Genomic DNA, 16,452 nt, shown 5'->3' with positions numbered 1-16,452 from the left:
GCGCGCTTTTACCACTCCCGAATCGCCAATCCCCAATCACGAAATCCATGGGATGGCGCAGGCCATCCGGACAGAACTAAAGCTAACCGGAGCAGCAAAATGAGTCAGGGCAAGATCGTTCAGATCATCGGCGCGGTCGTCGACGTCGAATTCGCGCGTGCCGATGTGCCGAAGATTTACGACGCACTGAAGGTCGAAGGCACCGCCATCACGCTGGAAGTGCAGCAGCAGCTGGGCGACGGCATCGTGCGCACCATCGCCCTCGGTTCCACCGACGGCCTCAAGCGCAACCTGATCGCCACCAACACCGGCCGTGCGATCTCGGTGCCGGTCGGTGCCGGCACGCTGGGCCGCATCATGGACGTGCTGGGCCGTCCGATCGACGAGGCCGGCGACGTGCAGGCCAGCGATCACTGGGAAATCCACCGCGCGGCGCCGACCTATGAAGACCAGTCCTCGGCCACCGAGCTGCTGGAAACCGGCATCAAGGTCATCGACCTGATGTGCCCGTTCGCCAAGGGCGGCAAGGTCGGCCTGTTCGGCGGCGCCGGCGTCGGCAAGACCGTCAACATGATGGAACTGATCAACAACATCGCCAAGGCGCACTCGGGTCTGTCCGTGTTCGCCGGCGTGGGCGAGCGTACCCGCGAGGGCAACGACTTCTACCACGAGATGAAGGACTCCAACGTCCTGGACAAGGTGGCGATGGTGTACGGCCAGATGAACGAGCCGCCGGGCAACCGCCTGCGCGTCGCGCTGACCGGCCTGACCATGGCCGAGTACTTCCGCGACGAGAAGGACGCGTCGGGCAAGGGCAAGGACGTGCTGCTGTTCGTCGACAACATCTACCGCTACACCCTGGCCGGTACCGAAGTGTCGGCGTTGCTGGGCCGCATGCCGTCGGCGGTGGGCTACCAGCCGACCCTGGCCGAGGAAATGGGCGTGCTGCAGGAGCGCATCACCTCGACCAAGTCCGGCTCGATCACCTCGATCCAGGCCGTGTACGTGCCCGCGGACGACCTGACCGACCCGTCGCCGGCGACCACCTTCGCCCACCTCGACGCCACCGTCGTGCTGTCGCGTAACATCGCCTCGCTGGGCATCTACCCGGCGGTGGATCCGCTCGATTCGACCAGCCGCCAGCTGGACCCGAACGTGATCGGCCACGAGCACTACGACACCGCCCGCCGCGTGCAGTCCACCTTGCAGAAGTACAAGGAACTGAAGGACATCATCGCGATCCTGGGCATGGATGAACTGTCCGAAGAGGACAAGCAGGCCGTGTCGCGCGCGCGCAAGATCGAACGCTTCTTCAGCCAGCCGTTCCACGTGGCCGAAGTGTTCACCGGCTCGCCGGGCAAGTACGTGTCGCTGAAGGACACCATCCGCGGCTTCAAGGCCATCGTCGACGGCGAGTACGACCACCTGCCGGAGCAGGCCTTCTACATGGTGGGCGGCATCGAGGAAGCGGTCGAGAAGGCCAAGAAGATGGCCGAGAAGGCGTAAGCGCCGGGATTCGGCATTCGGGATTAGGGATTCGCAAGGCGGCATCGAGGACAAGGGAGTGGGTGTGAGGACCAAGCGGCGCGACCGCTTGTGCCAATCCCCAATCCCGACTCCCCAATCCCGCCTCGCGCCAGCGAGGTAATCATGAGCACCATCCGTTGCGACATCGTCAGCGCCGAGCATGAGATCTACCACGGCGACGCCACCCTGGTGGTCGCGACCGGCGAACTGGGCGAGCTGGGCATCGCGCCCAAGCACGCGCCGCTGATCACCCGGCTCAAGCCCGGCAAGGTGGTGGTGACCACCCCGAGCGGCGAGCAGCTGGACTTCGCCATTTCCGGCGGCATCCTCGAGGTGCAGCCGCAGGTGGTGACGATCCTGGCCGACACCGCGATCCGCGCGCAGGACATCGACGAGGCGTCGGTGCGCAAGGCCAAGGAAGAAGCCGAGCGCCTGCTCGCCAACCGCGGCGAAGGCATGGACGTGGCCGAGGCGCAGGCCAAGCTGGCCGAGGTCACCGCGCAGCTGCAGGCGCTGGAGCGCCTGCGCAAGAACCTCAAGCACTGAGTTCCGTGCCACGCGGCAGCGGCCGCATGCGCGACGACAACGCCGGCGTTTGCCGGCGTTGTCGTGTCTGGAGATGGGTGCTCCGCGCTTACGTGGTGCGTCCGCGCGCGTGCGCCTGGATCGTCGTCGCGGCATCGATGCGGAATGCGACGCAGCGCACGGCGCTGGCTTGCTGGTCGCTGACTCGGCCGCGATGTCATGCGACAAGACTCGAGTGCGGTCATCGTTCGGTCCGCGGACTACGGCAAGATGACCGCCCGATCTGCGGTCCATCCCCCACCCGCAGACGGTTACCGGAGAATCGAGATGCCCCTGTCCGCTTCCGTTCCTCGTCCCTGCGTGCACGCGTTGACCGCCGTGCTGGCCGGCGCCCTGTTGATGGGATGCGCTTTGCCCGCACGCAGCGCCACCCCGCTGGAGCCGCTGCTGGATCGCATCGCCGAGCGCAATGCGATCGGTGACCAGGTCGCGCTGAGCAAGTGGGACAGCGGCAAACCGGTGCTGGACGCCACGCGCGAGGCCGCGGTGCTGGCGAGCGTGCGCGATCAGGCGCCGGCCCACGGTGTGGATCCGGACGATGCGGCGCGTTTCTTCGGCATGCAGATCGAATCCAACAAGCTGGTGCAGTACGAACTGCTGTCGCGCTGGCACCTGCGTGGCCGCGCGCCCAACAGCCCGCGCCCGGACCTGACCGCGCTGCGTGCGCGCCTGGATCAGCTGCAGGGTGAGATGCTGGATGCGCTGCAGGCCAGCGCCGCGGTGCGCCAGGCCCCGGATTGCCCGGCCACGACTGCGCGCGCGGCCGAGGCCTATGCGCTGCGCTGGCAGTTGGACCAGCTGCACCGCACCGCGCTGGTGCGCAGCCTGGGCGATTTCTGCCACTGAGTCTTCGGTAGTGGGCCGGCGACGGATGGCCTGCGTTGGAGGGAGGCGAAGTTGTTCTGGCGATCAGCGCCCCAGATGCGGGCCCGTCGTTCGGGCTTCGATCGTCGCGACTGAAGGGTCTCTCTAATAACACTCGTTGCCGCGGCGCAGCCGGACACATCTTTATCCTCGTAGGAGCGGCTTCAGCCGCGACCGGCGTTTCCGGTAGAGCTTGTCGCAGCTGAAGCAGCTCCTACAAAGGGACTGCGTGGTTATTCGAGGTTCCCTGAAGTCGCCCCCACAGGGACGCTCCCGGCATCCGCTGGCTCTTGTGGGAGGGGCTTCAGCCCCGACAGCCATCTATGCCGATTGCGTGCAGCGGCGTGCCGTCTGTACGCCCGCCGTGCTGCCAGGGCTAGCGGTAGACCAGCTGCCGGCCCAGGAAGAACGACACCACCGCCAGCATGCCTTCGACCAGCGGCTTTGCCAGCCAGGCCAGGCGCAGGCCCAGCGCGTGCGCGCACAGCGCCACCAGCCAGGTGCTGAGCACGGTAAGCACCAGCCACATGGCCATGAAGCGGCCGAAGCGGCGCCAGCCCAGGCGTGCGGCGTCGTCGCTGGCGAAGGTGATGCGGCCGTTGAGCCAGAACCCGAGCAGGGCGCCGCAGACGCGGCCCAGCACGTTGCCCGGCACCGTCGGCATGCCGGCCGCGGTGGCGGCGACGAACACGCTCCAGTCGATCAGCAATTGCAGCAGGCCGATCAGCAGGAACTGGCTGCCCTGGCGCAAAAGACCCATGAACATCCGCAGGAGGAGACGATCGCGCATGCTAGCGCCTGCGGCGTCGATGTACAGCCCGTCGCGTGTGGCGCGGTCGTGACGGCAGGCGTGGCCGGCAGCCTCTAGAATTCGTCGTCCACCCGCAACGGAACCGCCCCATGAGCCTGCCACTGCACGTCGTGATCCTCGCCGCCGGCGCGGGCAAGCGGATGAAGTCGGTCAAGCCCAAGGTGCTGCAGCCGATCGCCGGCCGGCCGATGCTGGCGCACGTGATCGAGACCGCGCGCCAGCTGCAGCCGGATGCGATCCACATCGTCCATGGCCATGGCGGCGATGCGGTGCTGGCGGCCTTCGCCGACCAGCCGGACCTGCTGTGGGCCGAGCAGGCGCAACAGCTGGGCACCGGCCACGCGGTGCAGCAGGCGATGGCGGCCGTGCCCGACGCGGCCACGGTGCTGGTGCTGTACGGCGACGTGCCGCTGATCCGCGCCGAAACCCTGATCCGCCTGCTGCATGCGCCCGGCCGCGTCGCGGTGCTGGTGGCCGAACCGGAGGATCCCACCGGCTACGGCCGCATCGTGCGCGACGCCGCCGGCAAGGTCGCGGCGATCGTCGAGCAGAAGGATGCCGACGACGAGCAGCGGCGCATCCGCACCATCAACACCGGCATCGTCACCGCCGAGTCCACTGCGTTGAAGCGCTGGCTGGCGCAGTTGCGCAACGACAACGCGCAGCGTGAGTACTACCTGACCGATGTGTTCGCCGCGGCTGCCGCCGAGTTCACTCCGGCGGAAATGGTGCTGGTGGCCGATCCGATCGAGGCCGAGGGCGCCAACGATCCGTGGCAGCTGACGCAACTGGAGCGCGCCTGGCAGTTGCGCGCGGCGCGTGCGCTGTGCGAACAGGGCGTGCAGCTGATCGACCCGCATCGCCTGGACCAGCGCGGCCGCGTGCGTGTCGGCCACGACGTGTGCATCGACGCCAACGTGATCCTGGAAGGCGAGGTGGAACTGGGCGACGGCGTCAGCATCGGCCCGTTCGTGCGGCTGAAGGACGTGGTGCTGGGGCCCGGCACCGAGGTGCGCGCGCATTGCGATCTGGAAGGCGTAGTGGCCGAGGGCGCGGTGCAGATCGGTCCGTTCGCCCGGTTGCGACCGGGCACGGTGCTGGCCGATGGCGTGCACATCGGCAATTTCGTCGAGACCAAGAAGGCGGTGCTCGGTGTCGGCAGCAAGGCCAATCACCTGACTTATCTGGGCGATGCCACCATCGGCAGCGGCGTCAACGTCGGCGCCGGCGTGATCACCTGCAACTACGACGGCGTCAACAAGTCGCAGACGGTGATCGGCGATGGCGTGTTCGTCGGCTCCAACAGCGCGCTGGTGGCGCCGCTGGAGATCGGCGAGGGCGCCACCATCGGTGCCGGCTCGGTGATTACCCGCAGCGCGCCGGCCGGAAAGCTGAGCGTGGCACGGGTGCGGCAGGAAACCGTCGAGGGCTGGAAACGCCCGGGCAAGCGCGACTGAGGCATGGCCAGGCACATCCGCCTGGCGCGCGAGCACGAGCTGGCGCGGTTGCCGGAAATCGAGCGGCGCGCCGGCGCCCTGCTGCAGGGCCATGCGGCGCAGGCCGTATTCGCGGCGCATGCGTTGGAGATGGACGCCCTGCGTGCAGGACTGGCGCGCGAGCAGCTGTGGGTGGCGCTGGACGACGATGGCGATTGCGCGGGCTATCTGCTCGGCGGATGCCTGGACGATGGTTTCCATGTGCAACAGATGGATGTGGATCCGCGCTACGGGCGTCGCGGCCATGGCCGTGCGCTGCTACGGCATGCGCGCGCAGCCGCGATGGCGGCCGGCTTCCCAAGCATGCTGCTGACCACCTTGCGCGACGTGCCGTGGAATGCGCCGTTCTACGCCAGCGAAGGCTTCGTCGAGTTGCCGCCTACGCAGTGGGGGCCGCAGTTGTGCGCGACCTGGCAACAGGAAGCCGCACTCGGTTTTCCGATGCACCTGCGGGTGGCGATGCGCTGTCCATTGCCGTTGCGCTGAGCGGGGTGCGGCAAGTCGCCGTCTCTCAGGTTGCAGCGGCTGCCATGTTTCTCGGGAGCCGGGTTACGAATCTCCAATCCCGAATCCCCAATCCCGGCTCCAAAAACAATCAGCCCCGCTCCCCCTGCGGCAACTGCACCGTCACGCACAACCCGCCTTGGTCGCGGTTGTGCAGCGACAGGCGGCCGCCGTGGGCTTCGACGATCTCGCGGGTCAGGGCCAGGCCCAGGCCTGTGCCGTTGCGCTTGGTCGAATAGAACGGCATCAGCGCGTTGTGCAGCACCGCCTCGTTCATGCCGCTGCCGCGGTCCAGCACTTCCAGGCGCAGCCAGTCCGGGCGTGTGGACACACGCACGCGCACGCCGTCGGCCGGCGTCTGTCCCTCGGGCAGGGATTCGTGCGCGTTCTTGACCAGGTTGAGCAGCGCCTGCTGCAGTTGCGCCGGATCGACCCGGCTGTGCAGGTCCGGCGACTCCAGGTCCAGCGCGAACGGAATCTGCTGCTGCAGCCCGGCCAGGAACTGCGCCCAGTGCACCGTCTGCAGTTGCGGCTGTGGCAGCTTGGCGAAGCGCGCGTAGCCGCGGATGAAGCCTTCCAGGTGCCGCGCGCGTTCCTCGATGGTGCCGAACACCTCTTCCAGCCGCTCCACCTTCTGCCGCCGCACCAGTTCGGCGCCGGAGTGCGCCAGCGAGGCGATCGGCGCCAGCGAGTTGTTGAGCTCATGGCTGATGACCCGGATGACCTTCTTCCACGTATGCACTTCCTGGCGGCGCAGCTCGGCGGTGAGCAGGCGGATCAGCAGCAGTTCGTGCGGGCGGCCGTTGAGATGGAAGCGGCGCTGCGACAGGTGGTAGATCTGCTCCTCGTCCGGATCCTCGTCGCCGCCCTCGATCGCAAACAGGCTGTCGCCGCCGCGCGAGATCGCCTCACGCAGCGGGGCCGGCACGCCGAGCAACAGGTCGTCCAGTCGCTGGCCTTCCAGCTTCCAGCCGCTGTGCAGCAGCTTGCGCGCGGCCAGGTTGGAGAACACCACGCGGCGCAGGCCGTCGCCGCCCTTGGAGGTGAGCAGCATCGCCACCGGGGTGTTCTGCACCATGGTGTCGAGCATCAGCTCGCGCTGCGCCAGGCCCTGGCGTTGCTCGCGCAGGATCTCGCCCAGTTGCGCGTGCGCGGCGACCATCTCGCCCAGTTCGTCGTCGCCGCGCCAGTGCACGCCGAAGTTGTACTCGCCGTCGCGATAGCTGCTGACGGTGCCGGCCAGGGCGCGGAACACCGAGCGCATTGGCGCGGTGGCGCGGCGCAGCGTCCACCACATCAGCAGCAGCAGGGCCAGCGTCGAGGCCGTCACCACTTCCCAGCCGCGGTCCATCCAGTAGGCCAGCAGCCACGGCAAGGCCGCCGCCAGCGCCAGCACCGGCAGCAGGCGCAGGAACAGCATGGCTGTGAAGGAGCGGCGCAGTTTCATTCGCGCGGGATGCCGTAGCGGTCCATGCGCCGGTACAGCGCCTGCCGGCTCATGCCCAGTTCGGCGGCGGCCTGGGCGATGACGCCGTGCGCGCGGCCCAGTTCGGCCACGATGCGCTCGCGGTCGGGCTCGGCGGCGGCGGTCATGCGCGGCGCCGCGGGCTTCGGCAGGTTGAGGTCGGCGGCCTCGATCTGCGCGCCGCTGGCCAGCAGTTCGGCGCGCTGCACCACGTTGCGCAGTTCGCGCACGTTGCCGGGCCAGGCGTGGCGCTGCAGTGCCTGGCAGGCGCCGGACGACAGCGGCTTGTCGCCGGAGAGGAAGTGCTCGGCCAACGGCACGATGTCGCCGGGGCGCTCGGCCAGCGCCGGCAGCGACAGTTCCACCGCGTTGAGCCGGTAGTACAGATCCTCGCGGAAGCTGCCCTCGCGGATCATCGCGGTCAGGTCGGCGTTGGTGGCGCTGATCACCCGCACCTTGACCTGCCGCTCGCGGTTGGAACCGAGCCGCTCGAACCGGCCGGTCTCCAGCACCCGCAGCAGCTTCATCTGCCCGGCCAGCGACAGGTTGCCGATCTCGTCCAGGAACAGGGTGCCGCCGTCGGCGGCTTCGAACTTGCCCTCGCGCACCTTGTTGGCGCCGGTGTAGGCGCCGGCCTCGGCACCGAACAGTTCGGCCTCGATCAGGTCGGCCGGGATCGCGCCGCAGTTCAGCGCCACGAACGGGCCGCGCCGCACCGAGGAATTGGCCTGGATGATCTGCGCGATCTTCTCCTTGCCGCTGCCGTTGGGGCCGGTGATCAGTACCGGCAGTTCCGAACGCGCGACCTGGCAGGCCAGGGCGATGGCGCGCTCGCTGGCGGGGTCGGCGAACACCGCGCCGCACAGGTCGTAGCGCTGCGCCAGTTGCTGACGATGGCGGCGCTCGCCGTCGCGGCGGCGCTCCAGTTCGCGGCGCGTCTCGGACAGTTCCAGCAGGTTGTTGACCGTGGTCAGCAGCTTGCGGTCGTCCCAGGGTTTGGCCAGGTAGTCGGCGGCGCCGGCCTTGACCAGTTCCACCGCGCTGCTGAGCTGGGTCCAGGCGGTCAGCAGGATCACCGGCAGGTCCGGATGGCGCGTGCGGATCGCCTCGAACAGGGCCACGCCTTCCTCGCCGGAGGTGGTGTCGGCGGTGAAGTTCATGTCCTGCAGCACCAGGTCGATGTCGCTCTCGGCCAGGCGCTGCAGGCCAGCCTGCGGGCTGTCGGCATACACCGTGTCGATGTCGTGCAGGGAGAACAGCACTTCCAGCGCAGTGGCGACCGCGGGGTTGTCGTCGATGATCAGCAGGCAGGGCATCGTGCACCTTGGGCGCGGGTCGGCGCGCCGGTGGAGGAAAACGGATCAGGCCGCATCATCGCAGCCTGCGTCCGGCTTGTCGTGTGTCCGCGCATCGCTGGCTCAGACACTGCGCGTGGCCACTGCCGGCGGCACCGCGGCGGCGCGGCGCGCGGGCGGCAGTATCGCCAGCTGGCCGAGCAGCAAGAGCGCTGCAGCGACAGCCGGCAGGTAGCCCAGCGGCAAGCGTGGCAGATCGTAGCGCTGCAAAAGCGCGTGATTGAGCAGCAATGCCAGCACCATGCCCACGGCGCTGCCGACGCTCACGATCAGCAGGTTTTCGGTCCGGAAATGCCACAGGATGTCGCGACGGGTCGCGCCGATGGCACGGCGGATGCCGATCTGGCGCGTGCGTTGCTGCACCCAGAAGCTGGCCAGGCCGCCGATGCCCAGGGCGGTCACGAACAACAGGCCCGTGGTCGCCGCGAGCAGCAACCCGATCATGGTGGCATCGCGCTGGAAATAGCGCTGCCGCAGCTGGGAGTAGCTGCGGCGCCCTTCGCGCGGAATCAGCCGCAGCGGCCCTGCCTTTGCCAGCGCGCCGGCCGCTGCGGCCAGGACCCGTTCGCGGTCCTGCGGCGCGCTGCGCAACAGATATTGCACGTGGTTGCCCGCGGGAAGCTGCGGCGACAGTGCGGCAAGGTGGTCGACCGTTGCGCCACGCAGCGTCGTGCGCAGCAGATCGTCGACGACGCCGACGACGATGGCGCCCTGGACTCCGCCATACAGCGTTTTGCCCACCGCAGGTTGACCTGGCCACAGTTGCCGCGCCAGCGTGCGGGTGACGATCACGGCGCTTGGCGAGGCGGTGGAATATTCGTCGGCACGGAAGTCGCGGCCGGCGATCAGGTGCGCGCCCATGGCCTGCACGAAACCTTGCGAGCCGGAGTAATACGTGGCCTGGATGCACCCTGTATTGTCCATCGAATGCTGCGCCATCGCGCGGTCCAGCGTCTGCCGGTCGGGGCAACCGCCATAGTCGTTGGCGCCGCCGGACAGCGGCAGGCTGAAGCCGATCGCGGCGGCTGCGGTGACACCGGGGATGCCGCGCAATGCCTGCAGATCGGATTGTTGCTGGGCCAACGCATTGCCATCGCTCTGGACGCCGCGGACCGAGATCAGCGCGAGTTCTTGCTCCGGCAAGCCGCTGGGGACCCGCAACCGTTCGATGCGCCCACCGATCAGGAACACGGCGTTGGCGACGAAGGCGCAGGTCAGCGCGACCTGCAGCGCCAGCAGCGCGGCGGTGAGGCGGTGATGCTGCAGGCTGGAGAGGATGGGGCGGATCGGCAGATTCATGTCAGGTCCTTGATCTGCAGGGCGGGGTTGATCCGGCTCGCCCGCCATGCGGGCAGCAGGCCCGCCAGCAGCGCGGCGATCACCGCCAGCGCCACGGTGGCGAGCAGCATCTGCAGGTCCATCCGCGCCAGCCTGGCGTAGTCGTCCGGGCGTTGGCGCACGCTCCACAGACCCAGCTCGGCGATCGCGATGCCCAGGCCGCCACCGAGCAGCCCGATCAGTGCGGCTTCGCTGCCGAACTGCAGGAACACGTGGCTCCGGCGGGCGCCGAGCGCGCGCCGCACGCCGATCTCGCCGCCGCGACGCAGGAATTTCGCCAACAGCAAGGCGATCACGTTGACCAGACAGATCCAGAGGAAGCCCAGTGCCAGCAGCGTCTGCAGGCGCACATCGTCGGGCACCATCCGCAGGTGGCGCAGCCAGTCCATCAACGCGTACAGCCGTGCACGCTCCGGCGGGCGCTGGAAGCGTCCGCTGGCGTGTTGTGTCGCGGCATAGTCGTAGAGCAGGCGCTGGTAGTCGGCGACCTGTTGCGGCGTGTCCAGCCGCACCCAGAATTGCAGCCAGCTGGTCGAAGGATCTTTTAATCGCGCCGCGTCGTCGCCGCTGACCTTGTCCCAGCTACTGATGTTGCCGTTGACGTCCAGCGCCAGTTCCATCGCGGTCGACAGCGGCAGGAAGAAATCGTCCTGCTGGCCGAAACTGCCCTTGCTGCCCGGATCGCCATAGAACAGCGGTTGCGGATTCCATGGGCCGGCCACGCCGATCACCTCGAAGCCGATGCGCTTTTCCCCGAGCGCCACCCGCTGGCCGACCGGGTCGCGCGCGCCGAACAGGGTATCGGCCAGGGTGCGGCTCAGCACGATGACGCGGGCATGGTTCTGGTCGTCCTGTGCGCTCCAGTCGCGTCCGCGCTGCAACGGGATGCCGAACAGGGCGAAGAACCCGGCGCTGGCGTAGCGCCCGCTCAGGTCGAGCGGCGCTTGGGCCCCGCGCGGTGGCCACAGCAACGCCTGCCCGCCGGTCATCGCCGCCTGTGGCGTGGCCGGGGCGGCGCGCAGCAGCGCCATGGCGTCGGGCCAGGTGAGGTTGTCAGCCGGATCGCTCCACTCCTGGCTATCGGGGTAACTGGCCGGCAACGGGTCAAGATGCGGGGTGTAGAGCGCAGCGCTTCTGCCCGGCAGCGGATCGCGCGACATCACATGCAGCACCGTCAGCATGGTCATGCTCGCGCCGATGCCCAGGCCGATCGCCAGCACCATCAATGCGGTGGCGACCGGCGTACGCCGCAGGCCGCGCCAGGCCAGCGGCAGATAATAGTTCAACATGCGACAGCTCCTTCCTTGGGTGGTGGCCGCGTCGGGTCAGACACTGCGCGTGGCCACCGCCGGCGGCACCGCGGCGGCGCGGCGCGCGGGCGGCAGCACCGCGAGCTGGCCGAGCAGCCACAGCACCAGCGCGCCGACCGGCAGGTACCACAGCGGCAGCCGCGGCAACTCGTAGGCGCTCATCAGGTACAGGTTGGCGGCGTAGGCCAGCAACATGCCCAGCACGATGCCGGTGCTGGCGAGCAGGAAGTTCTCCAGTTGGAAATGCCGCAGGATCTGCGTGCAGGTGGCGCCGAGCGCGCGGCGGATGCCGATCTGCTTGGTGCGTTGCTGCACCCAGAAGCTGGTCAGGCCGACGATGCCCAGCGCGGTGATCAGCAGCAGCGCCACGCTCACGCCGACCAGCAGCCAGGCCATCGCCTGGTCGTCGCGGTAGTAGGCCGCGCGCGCCTGCTGCAAGGTCTTGGCGCCGTTCACCATGCGCCGTGGACCGTGTTGCGACAGCGTCGCCTTGGCTTGCCGCAATATCGCCTCGCGCTGCGCCGGGTCGCTTACGCGCAGCAGGTAGGTGCCGTGATCGTAGGGAACGTTCACCGGGAACAGCATCGTGTCTTCGTACTGGCCGGTGGTCCCGCCTTCGCGGGGCTGCACCAGGCGCTGCACCACGCCGACGACGCGGTGTTCGCCGTAGACGTAGATGGTGCGGCCCACCGCGTTCTGGCCGGAGAACAGGCGTTGCGCCAGCGACTGGCTGAGGATGACCGAGGGCGGGATGCGCTTGGCGACCGGATCGCGCAGTTGCGCGTAGTCGATGAACTCGTCTTCCGCGAAGCGGCGCCCTGCGACCAGATGCAGCCCCAGGGTGTCGAGCAGCCGTGCGTCGCCGAAGTACTGCACCGCATGCAGGGTGCTGCGTTCCTGGTCCGGGCGCAGCGACACGCCGCTGTAGCCGAGCGAATCGCCGAACAGTGCCTGGTTGATGATGCTGGCGTCGCGCACGCCGGGGATGCGGCGCAGCGCGTCCAGGTCGGCCCGTGTCTGCGCGGCGCCGTTGCCGTCGCTGACCACGCTGCGGCTTCGCAGTTGCACCAGTTCCCGCTCGGCGACGCCGCTGGGCCGGTGCATGCGTTCGAGCCGTTGATCGATCAGGAACAGCGCATTGCAGACCACGGCGCAACTGAAGGCGATCTCCAGCACGATCAGGCCGGCGGCGACGCGGTGCTTGCGCAGACTGGAGAGGATGGGATGGAGGGACACGGCGGGAGTTCCTGGCGGAGAGGGGCGCGTGCGGCGCGTCATTGCGACTTGAGTTGCAGGGCGGTGGGCACGCGCATCGCCTGCCAGGCCGGCAGCAGCCCGGCGAGCAGGCTGCTGCCCAGGCTCAACGCCAGCGCGAGCAGCAGCATGCGGCCATCCATGTGCGCCAGCGCGGCGTAAGTGGACGGCTGCTGCCGCACCAGCCAGGTGCCGATCCACGCCAGCAGCAGGCCGCCGCTGCCGCCGACCACGCCGATCGCCGCCACTTCGACCAGGTGCTGGGCGAAGATCGCGCGGCGCGAGGCGCCCAGCGCGCGGCGCACGCCGATCTCGCCGCTGTGGCGCAGGAACTTGGCCAGCATCAGCCCGGCGGTATTGAGCAGGCAGATGCCCAGGAACGCCAACGCCAGCCACACCTGCAGGCGCACGTCGGAGGGGACGGCGTGGTTGCGGTCCAGCCAGGTCATCACGTCGCTGAGGCGGATGTCCGGCGGATGGCGGAAGCGGCCGGCGTCGCGCTGCTGCTGCGCATAGGCCTGCAGCGCGTCCAGGTAGGCGGCGCGCTTGTTGGGGCTATCCAGCTCCACCCAGTACTGGATCCAGGCGCAGGACGCGCTCTCGCTGGTCTTGTCGCCACCGCTGTCGCCCCAGCAGGACATCGAACCGCTGACGTCCAGGTCCAGGTCGCGCGCGGTGGAGAACGGCACGAACACGTCCTCGCTGTCGCCGTATTCGTTGTTGGTGAGGTCGTAGAAGCGCGGGTTCATGTCCCAGGCGTCGATCACCCCGACCACGCGCAGCACCGCATCGCCGAGCTGCAGCTGGCGGCCGATGCTGTCCACGTCGCCGAACAGCTGGGTATTGAGCCGCCGCGAAATCACCGCCACGCGCGCGCGCCGGGCGTCGTCGTCCGCGGTCCAGGCATGCCCGTAGCGCATCGGCACGGCGAACATCGGGAAGAAGTCGGCGCTGGTGTAGCGCGCTTCGGCGCCGAACGGCGTCAGCTGCGGCTGCGTCGGCACCACGGTCACGCTGCCGGCCGACATCAGCGCCTGGCGATCGCCGCGCCTGTCGCGCAGCAGCGCCTCGGCATCGCGGCGGGTCAGTTGCTGCGGGTCGGTGTCGTTCGGATCGTAGCGGTCGTCCGGCTGCAGGTTGAGCTCCACGTTGAACAGCTGCGCGCTCTTGCCGGGAATCGGATCGGCCGCCAGCACGTGGAACACGGTCAGCGTGGTCATCGACGCGCCGATGCCGACCGCGATCGCCAGCACCATCAGCGCGGTCAGCAGCCGGTTGCGGCCGAAGCTGTGCAGCGCCAGTTTGCAGTAGTAGCCGAACATGGTGCGTCCTGAAGAAAAAGGGCCGGCCGGAGCCGGCCAAGGGGATGGGTCAGGTGCTGCGGGTGGCGACGGCCGGCGGCACGTTGGCGGCGCGCCGCGCCGGCGCGAACACCGCGATCTGGCCGAGCAGCCACAGCGCCACCGCGCCGATCGGCAGGTAGGCCAGCGGCAGCCGCGGCAGTTCGTACTTGCCCATCAGCCACTGGTTGATGGCGTAGGCCAGCAGCATGCCCAGCACGATGCCGGTGCTGGCCAGCAGGAAGTTCTCGGTCTGGAAATAGCGCAGGATCTGTCCGCGGGTGGCGCCGAGCGCGCGGCGGATGCCGATCTGCTTGGTGCGCTGCTGCACCCAGAAGCTGGCCAGGCCGACGATGCCCAGTGCGGTGACCACCAGCAACGCCACGCAGACCGCGCCGAGCAGCCACACCATCGCGCGGTCGCCCTGGAAGTAGTCGTCGCGGATCTCTCTGTAGGTCTGCTGCTTGAGCACCAGGCGGCTGCTGTCGACCTTCATCAAGGCCGCGGTCGCCGCGTTCAGCACTTCCTGGCGCCGCGCCGGGTCGGTGACCCGCAGCACGTACAGCCCGTCGGTGTACTTCAGGCGTAACGGCAGCAGCATCGCGTAGTCGATCTCGGCCAGGCCGCTGGCGGCGGTGGGGCGCGCCAGCGGGTCGACGATGCCGACGACGCGGGCGCCCACCGGGCCGGTATACACCGTCTTGCCCAGCGCGTTCTGACCCGGAAACATCTTTTCCGCGGTGGCGCGGTTGAGGATGATGGCGGTGCCTTTCTCTCGGATCTGCTTGTCGGTCTGGGCGGCGTCCATATCCATGTACTCGTCGGGCGCGAAATCGCGTCCGGCCACCAGCTTCAGGCCAAGGGTCTTCAGCGTGCCCTCTTCGGCCATGTATTGCGCCGCGTTGAGAGTGGGGCGCTCCTGGTCCGGGGTCAGCGACAGGCTGGTGTTCCAGGAGTAGTGCACGAACGGCACCTGGTTGAGCAGCGTGGCGTTGCGCACGCCGGGCACGGCGCGCAACGCGGCCAGGTCCTCGCGGGTGCGGGCGGCGGCGTTGACCTGCTGGCCGATGCCGCCCAGCGAGATCGTCACCAGTTCCGACTCGGCGATGCCGCTGGGCCGGTGCAGGGTCTCGATGCGGTTGCCGATCAGGAATAGCGCATTGCAGACGATCGCGCAGGCCAGGGCGATCTCCAGCACGATCAGCGCGGCGGCGGTCTTGTGCCGGCGCAAGGTGGACAGGATGGGGCGGATATCCATGGCGATGACCTTGTGAGAGGGCGTGGACGGCGCAGGGCGCGCAGGGTCAGGACTTGAGTTGCAGGGCGGGCGCGACCTGGATGGCGCGCCACGACGGCAACAGGCCGGCGAGCAGGCTGGCGCCCACCGCCATGGTGAAGGTCAGCGCCAGCATGCTCGGATCCAGGTGCGCCAGCTTGGCGTAGCTGGCCGGTTGTTGGCGGACCGCCCACAGCCCGAGCATGGCCAGGCCCAGTCCGGCCACGCCACCGGCCAGGCCGATGGCGCCGGCCTCCACCAGGCATTGCGCGAAGATCGCCCCGCGCGAGGCGCCCAGCGCGCGGCGCACGCCGATCTCGCCGCTGCGGCGCAGGAACTTGGCCAGCAGCAGGCCGACGGTGTTGAGCAGGCACACCAGCAGGAAGCCCATCGCCAGCCACAGCTGCAGGCGCACGTCGCCGGGCACCACTTCGTTGTGGTCCAGCCACTGCATGACGTCGCGCAGGCGCACGTTGTTCGGGCGCTGGAAGCGTCCGGCCGCGCGCTGCTGCGAGGAGTAGTTCTCCAGGTAGGCCTTGTAGTCGGCGGCCTGCGCCGGATTTTCCAGTTCCACCCAGTACTGCACCCAGGCGCAGGGCGCATTGAGCGCGGTCTGGTCGCCGTTGTTGTCGCCGAAGCAGTTCATGCTGCCGTTGCGGTCCATCTTCAGGTCCATCGCCACCGAGAACGGTAGATAGGCCTGTTCGTCCGACCCGTAGGTGTTGGTGACGTCGTAGAAGCGCGGCTTGGGTTCCCAGGTGTCGAGCACGCCGACGATGCGGAAGGTGTTCTGGTCCATGCGCAGTTCGCGGCCGACGCTGTCGGCGCCATCGAACAGCTTTTCGTTGAGCTTCCTGCTGATGACGACCACGCGCTCGTGGCGCTCGTCTTCCGTGCCGGTCCAGCCGTGGCCGTACAGGAACGGCGTATCGAACATCGGGAAGAAGTCCGCCGAGGTGAAGCGCACTTCCGACTTGAACGGCTTCAGGCCGCTCTTGCGCGGTTCGATCGCCACGCTGCCGCCGGTCATCAGCGCCTGGCGCTTGGCGCGCTTCTCGCGCAGCAGGGCCTCGGCATCGAAGCGGGTGTTCTGCAAATCCGGTTCCTCGCCCGGCTGGTAGCCGGCCTTGGGCTGTGCATCCACCTGCACATAGAACAGGCGGTCGCTCTTCTGCGGGATCGGATCGCCGGAGAGCACGTAGAACACGGTCAGCGTGGTCATGCTGGCGCCGATCCCTAAGGCGATGGCCAGCACCATCAGCGCGGTGAGGACCTTGTTGCGGCCGAAGCTGCGCAAGGCGAGGCGGACGTAGTAACCGAACATGGG

At 68.6% G+C, this 16,452-nt stretch carries 14 protein-coding genes; 5 read left to right on the top strand and 9 right to left on the bottom strand.

The genetic code is table 11. The features are described 5' to 3' along the window. Nucleotides 1–99 precede the first annotated feature (99 nt). The 3 genes from atpD (at nucleotide 100) to QN245_RS18530 (ending at nucleotide 2,958) form a co-directional block, all read left to right on the top strand. A complete protein-coding gene (gene atpD / locus QN245_RS18540; RefSeq protein WP_160969252.1) occupies nucleotides 100–1,506 on the top strand; it encodes a F0F1 ATP synthase subunit beta in 1,407 nt (468 codons plus the stop codon). 144 nt (nucleotides 1,507–1,650) lie between these two features. Continuing rightward, nucleotides 1,651–2,073 (top strand): F0F1 ATP synthase subunit epsilon, encoded by a 423-nt coding sequence (locus tag QN245_RS18535; protein ID WP_019796279.1) that lies wholly within the window; start codon nucleotides 1,651–1,653, stop codon nucleotides 2,071–2,073. Nucleotides 2,074–2,379: 306 nt separating this feature from the next. Next, complete coding sequence (locus QN245_RS18530; protein ID WP_317843857.1) at nucleotides 2,380–2,958, top strand: chorismate mutase; 579 nt, start codon at nucleotides 2,380–2,382, stop codon at nucleotides 2,956–2,958. Between the two features lie 394 nt (nucleotides 2,959–3,352). Here QN245_RS18530 and QN245_RS18525 read toward each other — a convergent pair whose 3' ends face one another. Further along, on the bottom strand, nucleotides 3,353–3,736 hold the full coding sequence (locus tag QN245_RS18525; RefSeq protein ID WP_160969295.1) for a GtrA family protein: 384 nt from the start codon (nucleotides 3,734–3,736) through the stop codon (nucleotides 3,353–3,355). Nucleotides 3,737–3,876: 140 nt separating this feature from the next. On the opposite strand from QN245_RS18525, the gene glmU reads away from it, so the two are divergent. Both glmU and QN245_RS18515 read left to right on the top strand, forming a co-directional pair. Further along, the gene (gene glmU / locus QN245_RS18520; protein ID WP_184450321.1) at nucleotides 3,877–5,244 is read left to right on the top strand and encodes a bifunctional UDP-N-acetylglucosamine diphosphorylase/glucosamine-1-phosphate N-acetyltransferase GlmU; all 1,368 of its coding nucleotides are present in this window, start codon (nucleotides 3,877–3,879) and stop codon (nucleotides 5,242–5,244) included. Nucleotides 5,245–5,247: 3 nt separating this feature from the next. Then, nucleotides 5,248–5,769 (top strand): GNAT family N-acetyltransferase, encoded by a 522-nt coding sequence (locus QN245_RS18515; protein WP_317843856.1) that lies wholly within the window; start codon nucleotides 5,248–5,250, stop codon nucleotides 5,767–5,769. A 109-nt stretch (nucleotides 5,770–5,878) separates the two neighbouring features. Here QN245_RS18515 and QN245_RS18510 read toward each other — a convergent pair whose 3' ends face one another. From QN245_RS18510 to QN245_RS18475, 8 genes are all read right to left on the bottom strand, one after another. Further along, nucleotides 5,879–7,234: a sensor histidine kinase gene (locus QN245_RS18510; RefSeq protein WP_184450317.1), complete on the bottom strand. Its 1,356-nt coding sequence runs from the start codon at nucleotides 7,232–7,234 to the stop codon at nucleotides 5,879–5,881. After that, nucleotides 7,231–8,568, bottom strand: coding sequence for a sigma-54-dependent transcriptional regulator (locus QN245_RS18505; protein ID WP_317843855.1), 1,338 nt, complete (start codon nucleotides 8,566–8,568; stop codon nucleotides 7,231–7,233). Before QN245_RS18505 ends, QN245_RS18510 begins: the two co-directional genes overlap by 4 nt. 102 nt (nucleotides 8,569–8,670) lie before the next feature. Next, complete coding sequence (locus QN245_RS18500; RefSeq protein WP_317845401.1) at nucleotides 8,671–9,906, bottom strand: ABC transporter permease; 1,236 nt, start codon at nucleotides 9,904–9,906, stop codon at nucleotides 8,671–8,673. Beyond that, nucleotides 9,903–11,234, bottom strand: a complete 1,332-nt coding sequence (locus QN245_RS18495; protein WP_317843854.1) for an ABC transporter permease — start codon at nucleotides 11,232–11,234, stop codon at nucleotides 9,903–9,905. Before QN245_RS18495 ends, QN245_RS18500 begins: the two co-directional genes overlap by 4 nt. Before the next feature lie 36 nt (nucleotides 11,235–11,270). Further along, a complete protein-coding gene (locus tag QN245_RS18490; RefSeq protein WP_184450312.1) occupies nucleotides 11,271–12,491 on the bottom strand; it encodes an ABC transporter permease in 1,221 nt (406 codons plus the stop codon). 38 nt (nucleotides 12,492–12,529) lie between these two features. Next, on the bottom strand, nucleotides 12,530–13,831 hold the full coding sequence (locus QN245_RS18485) for an ABC transporter permease (protein ID WP_317843853.1): 1,302 nt from the start codon (nucleotides 13,829–13,831) through the stop codon (nucleotides 12,530–12,532). 49 nt (nucleotides 13,832–13,880) lie between these two features. Beyond that, nucleotides 13,881–15,107: an ABC transporter permease gene (locus QN245_RS18480; protein WP_317843852.1), complete on the bottom strand. Its 1,227-nt coding sequence runs from the start codon at nucleotides 15,105–15,107 to the stop codon at nucleotides 13,881–13,883. Nucleotides 15,108–15,153: 46 nt separating this feature from the next. Then, complete coding sequence (locus QN245_RS18475; RefSeq protein WP_184450306.1) at nucleotides 15,154–16,449, bottom strand: ABC transporter permease; 1,296 nt, start codon at nucleotides 16,447–16,449, stop codon at nucleotides 15,154–15,156. Nucleotides 16,450–16,452: the final 3 nt, after the last annotated feature.

This window comes from Xanthomonas rydalmerensis (genome assembly GCF_033170385.1).
Classification (GTDB): domain Bacteria; phylum Pseudomonadota; class Gammaproteobacteria; order Xanthomonadales; family Xanthomonadaceae; genus Xanthomonas_A; species Xanthomonas_A rydalmerensis.
Note: the sequence above shows the minus strand (reverse complement) of the source record. Positions and strands in the feature narration are given on the sequence as shown.

What these genes read in the sequence shown, in the direction of transcription:
- atpD (WP_160969252.1), top strand. Translation starts at nt 100, where the DNA reads ATGAGTCAGGGCAAGATCGTTCAGATCATCGGCGCGGTCGTCGACGTC.
- QN245_RS18535 (WP_019796279.1), top strand. Translation starts at nt 1,651, where the DNA reads ATGAGCACCATCCGTTGCGACATCGTCAGCGCCGAGCATGAGATCTAC.
- QN245_RS18530 (WP_317843857.1), top strand. Translation starts at nt 2,380, where the DNA reads ATGCCCCTGTCCGCTTCCGTTCCTCGTCCCTGCGTGCACGCGTTGACC.
- QN245_RS18525 (WP_160969295.1), bottom strand. Translation starts at nt 3,736, where the DNA reads ATGGGTCTTTTGCGCCAGGGCAGCCAGTTCCTGCTGATCGGCCTGCTG.
- glmU (WP_184450321.1), top strand. Translation starts at nt 3,877, where the DNA reads ATGAGCCTGCCACTGCACGTCGTGATCCTCGCCGCCGGCGCGGGCAAG.
- QN245_RS18515 (WP_317843856.1), top strand. Translation starts at nt 5,248, where the DNA reads ATGGCCAGGCACATCCGCCTGGCGCGCGAGCACGAGCTGGCGCGGTTG.
- QN245_RS18510 (WP_184450317.1), bottom strand. Translation starts at nt 7,234, where the DNA reads ATGAAACTGCGCCGCTCCTTCACAGCCATGCTGTTCCTGCGCCTGCTG.
- QN245_RS18505 (WP_317843855.1), bottom strand. Translation starts at nt 8,568, where the DNA reads ATGCCCTGCCTGCTGATCATCGACGACAACCCCGCGGTCGCCACTGCG.
- QN245_RS18500 (WP_317845401.1), bottom strand. Translation starts at nt 9,906, where the DNA reads ATGAATCTGCCGATCCGCCCCATCCTCTCCAGCCTGCAGCATCACCGC.
- QN245_RS18495 (WP_317843854.1), bottom strand. Translation starts at nt 11,234, where the DNA reads ATGTTGAACTATTATCTGCCGCTGGCCTGGCGCGGCCTGCGGCGTACG.
- QN245_RS18485 (WP_317843853.1), bottom strand. Translation starts at nt 13,831, where the DNA reads ATGTTCGGCTACTACTGCAAACTGGCGCTGCACAGCTTCGGCCGCAAC.
- QN245_RS18480 (WP_317843852.1), bottom strand. Translation starts at nt 15,107, where the DNA reads ATGGATATCCGCCCCATCCTGTCCACCTTGCGCCGGCACAAGACCGCC.
- QN245_RS18475 (WP_184450306.1), bottom strand. Translation starts at nt 16,449, where the DNA reads ATGTTCGGTTACTACGTCCGCCTCGCCTTGCGCAGCTTCGGCCGCAAC.